Genomic DNA, 11,677 nt, shown 5'->3' with positions numbered 1-11,677 from the left:
TATGAAGTACTATTTGATTATTGATATCGGCGGAACGAAAACGACCTCTGTAGTGTTCAATGATCAGGGGGAGCCGATTACTGAATTTAAGGTAAAAAAGTCCAGAACCTATGAGGGTGAGGATGCTGTATTCCAGAATACCATTGAGCTTGCTTATGAGGTTCTGGAGGAAGCCGGAAAAACAAAAGAGGATCTGGCGGGTGTTGGCGTTGCGGCGCCCGGTCCGCTGGATTACCGTACCGGTCTGATTATTGATGTACCGATGATGGGCTGGAAGAATTTTCCACTTGGAGATCGACTGAGAGAAGAGTTCGGCGTTCCGGTTTATGTGGAAAACGATGGAAATCTGGGTGCGCTGGCAGAGGCAAATGTAGGCGTGGCCAAGGGCGAGCAGGTGGTTCTTTATCAGACCATCAGCACCGGCTGCGGCGGCGGTATTGCCATCGGAGGTGAGATTTATCATGGACGCTCCGGATTTGCCGGAGAGTTCGGACACATGACAATTAATTTTGCGGGTCCCAGATGCGGCTGCGGCGGAAGCGGATGCTTTGAGCTGTATGCTTCCGGAACTGCAGTAAATCAGCGCATGAAACGGGATATCCGTTCCGGAATCAAGTCCGCTGCTTTTGAAAGCATTGACTATGATCCGGAAAAGGTAAATGGAAAAATCCTGAGCGACGCAGCGGCAGAGGGGGACGCCTATGCCATTGACATGCTGCGGCAGGAGGGATACTATATTGGTGTGGGACTGTCCAACCTGATTAACCTGCTTGATCCGGATGTGATTGTTCTGGCAGGCGGAATGGCAAAGGCAGATAAGTATTTCCGTTACAGCATGATGAACGAGATACGCAGACATGCCTGCTTCCCCTTTGACGAGGACAGAATCCGTGTTTCCGAGCTGAATGACAAGGTTGTAGCTTACGGCGCGTATGTCATGGTGAAAAAAGCCATTGACGGAAGCCTGTAAGGTCAAATTTAAGAAAAGAGGAGAAATATTATGCCGTTACTTACAATGAAACAGATTATGGCTGACTCTGTAAAGCTTGCTACTACAGATGTAGATCCGAAGGAAAGATATGCAGTAGGAGCATTTAATTTCAGCACCATTCCGGAGATGGTTGGTATCGTAGAGGGTGCACGTGAAAAGAATGCGCCGGTTATCCTGATGGCTTCCCTGGGTGCAATCAAATACATCGGTTCCCTGGAGCTGATTGCAGAGACTGCAAAGGGTATCGCAAAGACTTATCCGGAGGTTCCCTTCTGTCTGCATCTGGATCATGCGACAGATATGGAGCAGATTAAGCAGGCTGTTGTGGCAGGCTTCACCAATGTTATGATTGACGCTTCCAAGGAAGACTTTGAGACCAACATTGCAAGATCCAAGGAAATCGCGGATTTCGCCCATAATCACAGTCCGTATGGTATTAACGGCTGCTCCGTAGAGGCAGAGCTGGGAATGCTGGCAGGTCACGAGGACAATATCCACGTAGAGGAGTCCGGAAAAGCATATACCGATCCGTCTCTGGTAAAGGAATTTGTAGAGAGAACCGGTATTGACGCTCTGGCAGTTGCTATCGGTACCGCACATGGCTTCTATAAGGCTGCTCCGGAAATCAAATTTGACCTTCTGGAGGAGATCCGCAAGCAGACAGACGTTGCGCTGGTACTTCACGGTGGTACAGGCGTGCCGGAGGATGATTTCCGCAAGTGTGTTGCTATGGGTATGAGCAAGATTAATGTGGGAACAGGACTGAAGAAGGTATATACCGACGCAGTCAGAGAGGCAATCAAGACACTTCCGGAGACTGAGTATGACCCGCGTAAGATTGCAGGACCGGGACGTAAGGCAATTGCAGCTGAAATCGCAAGCAAGAGTGATTTCTTCAACTGCAGCGGAAAGGCTCCGGCTGTACTGAAGAGCATTTACGGCTAAATCAGAATGTAAAACAAGAAAAAAGGGCAGGTATTTTGAAAAAAGTATCTGCCCTATGAGTTTAAGGAGGGTTTTATTATGCTTACAAATTATGTAGAAGGTTATCAGCACATCGGAATTCCTACAGATGATATCAAAAAGACAGAGGAATTCTATCTGGGTCTTGGCTTCAAGCTGAAATGGGAGACCACCTACGGAGGACATCCGGTAAAATTCTTTGAGCACGGCAACATTATTATTGAGACCTATGAGAAGGATGGAGGCGCAACCAACGCCACCGGCGCTATCGACCACGTAGCTCTGAACTGTACCGATATCGTAACCTGTGTAAAGGAGATCAGAGAAGCAGGTTATTATATCAATGAAGGACCGGCATTTCTGCCTTACTGGGAGCATGGCGTAGAGTATATCACCATTCTCGGACCGAACCATGAGGTAGTAGAATTTATTCAGAAATTTGCGTCCGAAGAGGAAAAGGAAAAGGCGGTGAAGGCACTTGGCTGAGATTTGGACAATGGGCGAGACCCTGGTTGAGATTATGAGAACAGAGGTTGACAAGCCTCTGAATGAAACAGCGCTGTTTTCCGGTCCCTATCCGTCCGGATCCTCCGCAATTATGATTTCTACGGTTGCGCGGATGGGACACAGCTGCGGAATTATTTCCGGCGTGGGAAAGGACGGTTTCGGAGAGTGTATGCTGAACCGTCTGAAGAAGGACGGCGTAGATGTATCGAAGGTTCTGGTAGATCCGGACGGTTCTACAGCCTGTGCCTTTGTAGCCTACGACAATAAGGGCGACAGAAGATATCTGTTCCATTGGGATGATACTCCGGCAACCAAGGCAGTGATGCCCGATGTGACAGAGCCGTCCCTGAAGGAAGCAAAGTATCTTCATATCATGGGCTGCGCGCTGACAGCCCGTCTGAGCTATGGCTGGGAGATTGTAAAGACTGCCAGGGCCATGAAGGCCCAGGGAACCAAGATCAGCTTTGATCCCAATGTACGTGTGGAGCATCTGACCAATCCGAAGAAGAGTAAGGAATCCTTTGAGATTATCAATGCGGTGTTGGAGATCACCAATCTCTTTGCGCCGGGTCTGGATGAGCTGAAGCTTCTTACTGGTCTGGATGATGTGGACGCAGCAGTGAAGAAATGCTTTGAGAACCCGAACCTGGAGATTCTGATGCTGAAGAACGGAGATAAGGGCTCTAAGATCTATACCCGTGACGGTCTGGTGGTAGAGCAGGGACTTTATAAGGTAAACTGTGTAGATCCCACCGGCGCCGGCGATACTTCAATCGGAGCATTTCTGTGTGCTTTGCTGGAGGGTAAGGAGCTGAAGGAATGCGCAGAGATTGCAGCGGCAGCCGGAGCGTTGAACGTGGCGGCGTTTGGTCCCATGGAGGGAAAGATCAGCCCGGAAAACGTCCAGGCTATGCGTGACGGAACCTTCCAGTTCTAGGAAAAGCTCTATGAAGAAAACATTTCCGAATCCAAGAACACTGCTTATCTTTACAGGCGGGCCGGGAACCGGCAAGAGCGGAACGGCCCGTCGTTTTCTGGACTATCTGGGAAATGATGAGATTGTAAAGATCAGCTATGACGAGATAAAAGAAAAAAACTGGGATATCTTCGGCTTTGACAATGAGAAGCAGAAGGACAGGTTAAACTGGTGGTGTCTGGAGGAGTTTTATCTGACGATTCAGAAACGGATGTGGGAGAATAAAACCATTCTCATTGAGTATCCCTTCTATCAGCGCCATAAACCGAAGCTGGAGGAGCTGATTCAGGAATCCGGCTATGACGCGGTGACTGTGTATCTGTATACCGATCCGGAGACTGTCTACCGGCGGGGAGCAAAGCGGGATGAGGAGGATGACAGACATCCGGGACATCTATTGACCAGCTACCATAAGGAAACCTACCGGCCGGAGATGCTGCATTCCGTATCCAGGCTTGCGCCAACCTTCGAAGAATTTACGGCGTCGATCAGCCATAAGGAATATAATATAAACCTGGGGCTGGACATACCGGTGGACGTGACGGATTTCAGTACCGTCAGCTATGAGGATATCTATCAGAAAATTCTGGCATATGAGAGTAAAGCCTGAGATGTAAAAGAAGGAGCGTGTCATCGTTTGATGACGCGCTCCTTTTTGCTCTATAGGAAATGCTGTGCTGCATTAAAACGTGAAAGTTGTGATTCCTATAGAGCAAAAAGCCCCTCCGGGGGATTGCACTGCGGCGGAATGGAATGATGTCGCTAAAGCGATCCGCCGCAGGCGGAGAATCCTGCAGAGCAGGATTCTATTTTATGCCGGAAATCAAGTTTACAGCAGGTTAATACCGCATTTCGCGCATTTCTCCCGCACCTCATCCGGCCAGATGGATACCTGAACCTCGCCGATGTGAGCCTTGCGGAGATAGAACATGCAGATGCGGGACTGGCCGATACCGCCGCCGACGGTGTAGGGCAGTTTTTTCTCCAGAATGGCCTTCTGGAAGGGCAGCTTCGCTCGGTCCTCACAGCCGGAAAGCTTCAGCTGGCGTGCCAGGGAATCCTCGTCCACACGGATACCCATGGAGGACAGCTCCAGCGCGTGGCCCAGAACCGGGTACCACACGATGATATCGCCGTTCAAGTGCCAGTCGTCATAGTCCGGCGCCCGTCCATCGTGGGGTTCGCCATTTGCCAGCTTGTCTCCGATCTCCATGAGGAAGACAGCGCCCTTTTCCCGGGCAATGATATCCTCGCGCTCCTTGGGCGTCTTATCCGGGTAGAGATCCGCCAGCTCCTGGGTGGTGATGAAGAAGATTTCCTTCGGAAGAATCTCTTCGATGTAATCATAGCGGATAGCCATGTATTTCTCGGTTTTTTTCAGGGCCTTATAAACCTTGCGGACCGTCTCTTTCAGATATTCCACGTTGCGGTCCTCTTTCAGGATGATTTTCTCCCAATCCCACTGATCCACATAGATAGAATGAATGTTGTCGGTGTCCTCATCCCGGCGGATGGCGCTCATGTCGGTGTAGAGGCCTTCGCCGATGTGGAAGCCGTACTGCTTCAGGGCGTTGCGCTTCCATTTGGCAAGAGAGTGTACGATCTCAGTCGGACGCTCATTCTGCTCCCGGATGCCGAAGGTGACGGGGCGCTCCACGCCATTCAGGTTGTCGTTCAGGCCGGATTCCGGGGTAACGAAAAGCGGCGCGGACACGCGCAGCAGGTAAAGCTGCTCTGCCAGGGACTGCTGGAAAAAGTCTTTAACTGTCTTGATGGCTACCTGGGTGTCATAGAGCCCCAGCGCCGGGGTATAATCCGTCGGTATGTACAGATGTTCCATAATCAGTTGCTCCTCATTCTTAAGATTTTAATGCGTTAATACGAAAAATATTTCGGCAAACAGAACCTGGCACATAAAAATTTAAAAATCACAAAAAAGTCTGAAAAAAACTCTTGCAATTGAAAAAAGATTGTGCTATATTTCTCGCATAAAAAAGTTTGTAACTGCTACAAACGATTATACTATAACGAAATGCAAAGAACAAGACTCGGATTTTCAGAGGCCGACAGGAATATGGCGTCACCGACTGAGAGCGCTATTTGGATTAGGAAATCATGATGTTACTTTTCGCAGTCACTATCCCGTGTGGTAGTGTGAACGAAGTGAACAGTACCATCTCGGGAACACTTGGGAGCAGATTGGTCGAACCTGAATTTGCATAGCAGATTCGGACGTAGGCCGGTACGGAGCTGTCCACGTTACGGGCATAAAAGAGGAAATGTGAGCCTGACGAAAGAGCGGACGCATTTCAATGCGGGTGGTACCGCGGGATTTCTGTTGAATACGAAACCCCGTCCCGGAATAAGAATATTCCGGGACGGGGTTCTTTTTGTATAGCAGGAAATTCCGGCTATGCAAAAGCCCTCCGGGGGATCGCACTGCGGCGGAGTGGATGTTGTCGCTTAGGCGACCCACCGCAGGCGGAGAATCCTGCAAAGCAGGATTTTATCTGATACCTGCCCGGAAGAGCTTTAAGCCTGAAAAGGCAAATATTCGAAAGGTAGGTAAAAATGATGGAATTCATGACAGGAGTGAAAGAAAAGGAAACCGTAGATCTGGCGGCAGTGACCGCAGAGGGTATGGAAGGAAAGACGGTGAAAATTGAGGGAACCGTCCATACCATTCGCAACATGGGCGAGGTAGCCTTCCTTATCTTAAGGCGGCGTGACGGTCTTTTACAGTGTGTATTTGAGGAAGGCGTGACAGCCTTTGACCTGAAGACATTGAAAGAGGCGTCCAGTATCGTGGCAGAGGGAACGATTTACAAAGAGGAGCGCGCCCCTCACGGCGTGGAGCTTCGACTGACCGGCATCACCGTATTGTCTGAGCCGGCTGCGCCCATGCCGCTGCCTATTGCTAAATGGAAGCTGAACACTTCCCTGGACGCCAAGCTGAACCGCAGATCTATTTCCCTTCGGAACGTAAGAGAGCGTGCAAAGTTCCGGATTCAGGAGGGCGTGGTAAGAGCCTTCCGGGATTTCCTTTACAGCCAGGGCTTCACAGAAATTCACACCCCGAAGCTCGGAGCCAAGGGCGCTGAGGGCGGCTCAAACCTGTTCCGTCTGGATTATTTCCACCGCCCGGCTGTGCTGGCACAGAGCCCCCAGTTCTATAAGCAGATGATGGTAGGCGTGTTTGACCGTGTCTTCGAGACTGGCCCGGTATTCCGTGCGGAGAAGCACAATACCAAGCGCCACTTGAATGAGTATACCAGTCTGGATTTCGAGATGGGTTATATCGACGGTTTCGAGGACATTATGGCCATGGAGACCGGATTTATTCAGTACATGCTGGCCCTTCTGGAAAAGGATTATGCGTCGGAGCTTCAGATTCTCGGTATTACTTTACCGAAGGCTGACAGGATTCCGGCAGTCCGTTTCGATGAGGCAAAGCGCCTGGCTTCAGAGAAATACGGACACAAGATTCGCAACCCTTACGACCTGGAGCCGGAGGAGGAAGTGCTGATCGGACGTTATTTCAAAGAGGAGTACGGTTCTGACTTTGTATTTGTCACCCATTATCCGTCCAAGAAGCGTCCGTTCTACGCCATGGATGACCCGGCGGATCCGAAGTTCACCTTAAGTTTTGATCTGCTGTTCGATGGTCTGGAGATTACCACAGGCGGTCAGCGTATCCATGATTATCAGATGCTGCTTGACAAGATCGCGGCCAGAGGCATGACCGAGGAGGGCATGGAGCAGTATCTGGATACCTTTAAATACGGCATGCCGCCCCACGGCGGACTTGGCATCGGTCTGGAGCGACTGACCATGAAACTGGTAGGCGAAGACAATGTACGTGAAACAACCCTGTTTCCGAGAGACCTTAGCAGATTAGAGCCTTAGCGTTGGCAATGAGCAGTGCAGCCTGCCGTAAAAAGGCAGTGCGCCTGCTTGCAGGAAGCAATGACTTTTTATGGCAGGCTATAGGGCGAAGCCCGTAAAGCGAGGTTTTGCGAAGCAAAATCGAGCGTGCACTGCGGAGTAAAGGAGAAAAACATGGCAAACATTATTTCCGATGAAACCATTGAATATGTAGGCATTCTGGCGAAGCTGGAGCTCTCCGACGAGGAGAAAGAGGCGGCCAAGAAGGACATGGGCCGGATGCTGGATTATATCGATAAACTGAACGAGCTGGACACTGCAGGCGTGGAGCCCATGTCCCATGTATTTCCCGTGAGCAATGTGTTCCGGGAGGACGAGGTGGAAAATGGGGATGACCACAAGGAGATGCTGGCGAACGCGCCCAAGGTCAAGGACGGTATGTATATGGTACCGAAGACCGTAGAGTAGGAGGTGACAGAGAATGGAATTTCGTGAAATGACAGCAGCGGAAATTGGACAGAAGATCAAGACCGGAGAAATGACAGCTGTGGACGCTGTGAAAGCAGCCCTGGCTGAGATAAAAAAACAGGATGAGGTTTTGAATAGCTTTGTCACCGTGGACGAAGAAGGAGCTCTGAAAAGAGCAAAAGAGGTGCAGAAGCACATCGACAACGGTGAACTGACCGGTCCGCTGGCAGGCGTTCCCATTGCCGTCAAGGACAACATGTGCACAAAGGGTCTTAAGACCACCTGCTCTTCCAAAATCCTGTATAACTTTGAGCCGACCTATTCTGCAGAGGCAGTTTTGAATCTGGAAAAAGCTGGAATGATTGTGATCGGCAAGACCAACATGGACGAGTTCGCCATGGGAAGCACCACCGAGACCTCTGCCTTTGGCGTTACCCGCAATCCCTGGAACACGGAGCATGTGCCGGGCGGTTCCTCAGGCGGATCCTGCGCGGCTGTGGCTTCCGGCGAAGCACCCTGCGCTCTGGGCTCCGATACCGGCGGATCCATCCGTCAGCCCAGTTCCTTCTGTGGCGTGACCGGCATCAAGCCCACCTACGGAACGGTATCCCGTTACGGTCTGATTGCCTATGGTTCTTCGCTGGACCAGATCGGACCGGTGGCAAAGGATGTGACGGACTGCGCGCTGCTTCTGGAGGCTATCGCTTCCTATGATAAGAAGGACAGCACTTCCGTGAAGCGGGAGTCCTATGACTTCACTTCCGCCTTAAAGGATGATGTGAAGGGCCTGCGTATTGGTATCCCGCGGGACTACTTTGGCGAAGGCCTGGATCCGGAGGTGGCGGCTGCAGTGAAGGCGGCAGCGAAGGTTCTGGAGGAGAAGGGCGCTGTCGTGGAAGAATTCGACTTAAGCCTGGTGGACTACGCCATCCCCGCTTACTATGTCATCGCTTCCGCCGAGGCCAGCTCCAACCTGGCCCGTTTTGACGGCGTGAAATACGGTTACCGCACCGAGGAGTACGAAGGTCTCCACAACATGTACAAGAAGACCCGTTCCGAGGGCTTCGGTCCCGAGGTCAAGCGCCGGATTATGTTGGGCTCCTTCGTCTTAAGCTCCGGTTACTATGATGCTTATTATCTGAAGGCCCTGCGCACCAAGGCTCTGATTCGTCAGGCCTTTGACCGTGCCTTTGAAAAATATGACGTGATTCTGGGACCGGCGGCGCCGACCACTGCGCCGAAGCTGGGCGAGTCCCTGTCCGATCCGTTGCAGATGTATCTGGGCGATGTATATACCATTTCCGCGAACCTGGCCGGGCTTCCCGGTATTTGTCTGCCCTGCGGCATGGATTCCAAGGGACTGCCCATCGGTCTGCAGCTTCTGGGCGACTGCTTCAAAGAGGAGCATATCATCCGGGCAGCTTACGCATATGAGTGCAGCCGGGGCCGGACGGCCCTTGCAGGCAAGAGAGATTAGGAAGGAGTGGAGAAAATGAGTAAACAGTATGAGACCGTCATCGGTCTGGAGGTCCATGTAGAGCTGGCCACTAAAACCAAGATTTTCTGCTCCTGCAGCACCGCATTTGGAGGAGCGCCCAACACCCACACCTGCCCGGTGTGTACCGGTATGCCCGGTTCCCTGCCGGTGCTGAACAAGAAGGTGGTAGAGTACGCCATGGCTGTAGGTCTGGCCACCAACTGTACCATTACCCGTCACAGTAAATTTGACCGGAAGAACTATTTCTATCCTGATAACCCCCAGAACTACCAGATTTCTCAGCTGTATGCGCCTATTTGCAGAAATGGTTATGTGGAAATCGAGACGGAGACCGGTGTGAAGAAAATCGGCATCCATGAGATTCACATGGAGGAGGACGCCGGAAAGCTGATTCACGATGAATGGGAAGACTGTTCGTTAGTGGATTATAACCGAAGCGGCGTGCCGCTGATCGAGATCGTGTCCGAACCGGATATGCGAAGCGCGGAAGAAGTCATTGCTTATCTGGATAAGCTGCGTCTGATCATTCAGTATCTGGGTGCGTCTGACTGCAAGCTCCAGGAGGGCTCCATGCGTGCGGATGTGAACCTGTCCGTCCGTGAGGTGGGCACGGAGAAATTCGGTACCCGTACTGAAATGAAGAACCTGAACTCCTTCAAGGCCATTGGCCGCGCCATCGAGGGCGAGCGCCAGCGTCAGATTGAGCTGCTGGAGGAGGGCAAACAGGTCATCCAGGAGACACGCCGCTGGGATGATAATAAAGAGAGCTCCCACGCCATGCGTTCCAAGGAGGACGCCCAGGATTACCGTTATTTCCCGGAGCCTGACCTGGTGCCCATCGATATCAGCGAGGAGTGGCTTCAGGAAATTAAGGCCCGTCAGCCGGAGCTGCGGACTGAGAAGCTGAAGCGCTACAAGGAGGAGTTTGAGATTCCCGATTATGACGCGCGGATTCTGACAGGTTCCAAGCAGATGGCGGATATGTTCGAGGCGGCAACAGCCATCTGCAAGAAGCCGAAGAAGGTATCCAACTGGCTAATGGTGGAGACTATGCGTCTCTTAAAAGAGGCCGGACAGGAGCCCGAGGATATGAAGTTTTCCCCGGAGCATCTGGCGAAGCTTATCGAGCTTGCGGACGCAGGAACCATCAACAGCAGTGTAGCCAAAGAGGTCTTTGAGCATATCTTCCATGAGGATGTGGATCCGGAGAAGTATGTGGAGGAGAAGGGCCTGAAGACAGTCAACGACGAGGGCGCCCTGCGTGAAACCATCGAACGCATCGTGGCGGCCAATCCCCAGTCCGTAGCCGATTACAAGGGCGGCAAGGAGAAGGCTCTGGGCTTCCTGGTGGGTCAGACCATGAAAGAGATGAAAGGAAAGGCAAACCCGGGTAAAGTCAATGAGATTCTGAAGGAATTATTGAAATAATGTAACTGCTCAATACCTGGCCAGTTACACTGAACTGACCAGTTGCGAAATAAATGCGAAAATTCAGATGAAGTTCTGCAAAGAAAAAAGGGGAGCTGCTTCGTGAGTTATCACAGAAGCGGCGTCCCCTTTTTCCTAATCTGCTTTTAATTACGATGCTTTCTTTCTAGTCAGAAACTGTTCAATCTGTATATTAGAAAAAGGCACATGATTTACGGCTGATTATAACTTGGTTACGTTGGTAGCCTGCGGTCCCTTAGCTCCGTCGATTACGTCAAACTCTACAGCCTGACCCTCTTCCAGAGACTTGAATCCATCAGATTTAATGCCGGAGAAGTGTACGAAAATATCGTTTCCCTGCTCGTCAGAGATGAATCCGTAACCCTTCTGGTTGTTGAACCACTTAACTGTACCTTTGTTCATTGTGATACCTCCAAAATAATTAAAAAAGGTTTATTACCGCGTTAATGCGGCTGGGTTTAGAGTATCACAAACGGCAATCGGTGTCAATCAAAAACGGGGCGAAAGATTGACTTTTTTCGGGCATTTGAGTACACTTGACAGAGTAGAAATCCTACAGGGCAAATCAGAAAACGGAGGCGGATTCTTGATGTTTGGAGAGTGTCATGCCCATGTGATCATGGACGGGAAAAATTATAAGGCGGCGGTGGCGATACATAAGGAGAAGCCAGACGAGGAAGCCATTCGGGAGCATCTGACGGCCTGGCAGCAGGCGGGTATCACCTTTGTGCGGGACGGCGGCGACGCTTACGGCGTGTCGGAGCGGGCCAGAGAGCTGGCAGGGGAATATGGCATTGATTATCGGTCACCGATTTTCGCCATTCACAGGAGGGGGCATTACGGCGGGATCGTTGGTTTGCCTTACGATGATCACCAGGGCTACCGGGATCTGGTGAAAACGGCGAAGCTGCGTGGCGCGGATTTTGTTAAAATTATGATC

At 51.2% G+C, this 11,677-nt stretch carries 11 protein-coding genes and 1 pseudogene; 10 read left to right on the top strand and 2 right to left on the bottom strand.

Annotated features, from left to right (window positions below; all coding sequences use genetic code 11):
- The first annotated feature begins 1 nt into the window (after nucleotide 1).
- From ACTRC3_RS05660 to ACTRC3_RS05640, 5 genes are all read left to right on the top strand, one after another.
- Nucleotides 2–970: an ROK family protein gene (locus ACTRC3_RS05660; RefSeq protein ID WP_349164514.1), complete on the top strand. Its 969-nt coding sequence runs from the start codon at nucleotides 2–4 to the stop codon at nucleotides 968–970.
- A gap of 30 nt (nucleotides 971–1,000) precedes the next feature.
- Nucleotides 1,001–1,936, top strand: a complete 936-nt coding sequence (locus ACTRC3_RS05655; protein WP_349164515.1) for a class II fructose-bisphosphate aldolase — start codon at nucleotides 1,001–1,003, stop codon at nucleotides 1,934–1,936.
- A 78-nt stretch (nucleotides 1,937–2,014) separates the two neighbouring features.
- Nucleotides 2,015–2,440: a VOC family protein gene (locus tag ACTRC3_RS05650; RefSeq protein ID WP_178039591.1), complete on the top strand. Its 426-nt coding sequence runs from the start codon at nucleotides 2,015–2,017 to the stop codon at nucleotides 2,438–2,440.
- A complete protein-coding gene (locus ACTRC3_RS05645; RefSeq protein ID WP_440322160.1) occupies nucleotides 2,433–3,398 on the top strand; it encodes a sugar kinase in 966 nt (321 codons plus the stop codon). The genes ACTRC3_RS05650 and ACTRC3_RS05645 overlap by 8 nt, the downstream gene beginning before the upstream one ends.
- Before the next feature lie 10 nt (nucleotides 3,399–3,408).
- The gene (locus ACTRC3_RS05640; RefSeq protein ID WP_440322158.1) at nucleotides 3,409–4,047 is read left to right on the top strand and encodes an AAA family ATPase; all 639 of its coding nucleotides are present in this window, start codon (nucleotides 3,409–3,411) and stop codon (nucleotides 4,045–4,047) included.
- A gap of 219 nt (nucleotides 4,048–4,266) precedes the next feature.
- Here the strand turns inward: ACTRC3_RS05640 and asnA are convergent, their stop codons facing one another.
- Nucleotides 4,267–5,277 (bottom strand): aspartate--ammonia ligase, encoded by a 1,011-nt coding sequence (gene asnA, locus ACTRC3_RS05635; protein ID WP_440322156.1) that lies wholly within the window; start codon nucleotides 5,275–5,277, stop codon nucleotides 4,267–4,269.
- Nucleotides 5,278–6,011: 734 nt separating this feature from the next.
- On the opposite strand from asnA, the gene aspS reads away from it, so the two are divergent.
- The 4 genes from aspS (at nucleotide 6,012) to gatB (ending at nucleotide 10,716) form a co-directional block, all read left to right on the top strand.
- Nucleotides 6,012–7,343 carry an aspartate--tRNA(Asn) ligase gene (gene aspS / locus ACTRC3_RS05630; RefSeq protein ID WP_349164531.1) on the top strand — a complete coding sequence of 444 codons (1,332 nt, stop codon included), beginning with the start codon at nucleotides 6,012–6,014 and terminating at the stop codon, nucleotides 7,341–7,343.
- Nucleotides 7,344–7,496: 153 nt separating this feature from the next.
- Nucleotides 7,497–7,790: an Asp-tRNA(Asn)/Glu-tRNA(Gln) amidotransferase subunit GatC gene (gene gatC / locus ACTRC3_RS05625; RefSeq protein WP_349164518.1), complete on the top strand. Its 294-nt coding sequence runs from the start codon at nucleotides 7,497–7,499 to the stop codon at nucleotides 7,788–7,790.
- A 13-nt stretch (nucleotides 7,791–7,803) separates the two neighbouring features.
- Nucleotides 7,804–9,267, top strand: a complete 1,464-nt coding sequence (gene gatA / locus ACTRC3_RS05620; RefSeq protein WP_178039585.1) for an Asp-tRNA(Asn)/Glu-tRNA(Gln) amidotransferase subunit GatA — start codon at nucleotides 7,804–7,806, stop codon at nucleotides 9,265–9,267.
- A gap of 15 nt (nucleotides 9,268–9,282) precedes the next feature.
- Complete coding sequence (gatB, locus tag ACTRC3_RS05615) at nucleotides 9,283–10,716, top strand: Asp-tRNA(Asn)/Glu-tRNA(Gln) amidotransferase subunit GatB (RefSeq protein WP_178039584.1); 1,434 nt, start codon at nucleotides 9,283–9,285, stop codon at nucleotides 10,714–10,716.
- Nucleotides 10,717–10,938: 222 nt separating this feature from the next.
- On the opposite strand, the gene ACTRC3_RS05610 is transcribed toward gatB, so the two are convergent.
- Complete coding sequence (locus tag ACTRC3_RS05610) at nucleotides 10,939–11,139, bottom strand: cold shock domain-containing protein (protein WP_178039583.1); 201 nt, start codon at nucleotides 11,137–11,139, stop codon at nucleotides 10,939–10,941.
- A gap of 187 nt (nucleotides 11,140–11,326) precedes the next feature.
- Between ACTRC3_RS05610 and ACTRC3_RS05605 the strand changes: the two are divergent.
- Nucleotides 11,327–11,677: pseudogene (locus ACTRC3_RS05605) on the top strand (Xaa-Pro dipeptidase); the annotation flags it as partial.

It is taken from the genome of Laedolimicola sp. (assembly GCF_051972735.1).
GTDB classification, from domain to species: Bacteria; Bacillota; Clostridia; order Lachnospirales; family Lachnospiraceae; genus Laedolimicola; species Laedolimicola intestinihominis.
The sequence above is the reverse complement of the archived record's forward strand: the minus strand, read 5'-3'. Positions and strand labels throughout refer to the sequence as shown.

Bases quoted from the DNA above. Each gene is read 5' to 3' on its own strand.
- ACTRC3_RS05660 (WP_349164514.1), top strand. From the start codon at position 2: ATGAAGTACTATTTGATTATTGATATCGGCGGAACGAAAACGACCTCT.
- ACTRC3_RS05655 (WP_349164515.1), top strand. From the start codon at position 1,001: ATGCCGTTACTTACAATGAAACAGATTATGGCTGACTCTGTAAAGCTT.
- ACTRC3_RS05650 (WP_178039591.1), top strand. From the start codon at position 2,015: ATGCTTACAAATTATGTAGAAGGTTATCAGCACATCGGAATTCCTACA.
- ACTRC3_RS05640 (WP_440322158.1), top strand. From the start codon at position 3,409: ATGAAGAAAACATTTCCGAATCCAAGAACACTGCTTATCTTTACAGGC.
- asnA (WP_440322156.1), bottom strand. From the start codon at position 5,277: ATGGAACATCTGTACATACCGACGGATTATACCCCGGCGCTGGGGCTC.
- aspS (WP_349164531.1), top strand. From the start codon at position 6,012: ATGGAATTCATGACAGGAGTGAAAGAAAAGGAAACCGTAGATCTGGCG.
- gatC (WP_349164518.1), top strand. From the start codon at position 7,497: ATGGCAAACATTATTTCCGATGAAACCATTGAATATGTAGGCATTCTG.
- gatA (WP_178039585.1), top strand. From the start codon at position 7,804: ATGGAATTTCGTGAAATGACAGCAGCGGAAATTGGACAGAAGATCAAG.
- gatB (WP_178039584.1), top strand. From the start codon at position 9,283: ATGAGTAAACAGTATGAGACCGTCATCGGTCTGGAGGTCCATGTAGAG.
- ACTRC3_RS05610 (WP_178039583.1), bottom strand. From the start codon at position 11,139: ATGAACAAAGGTACAGTTAAGTGGTTCAACAACCAGAAGGGTTACGGA.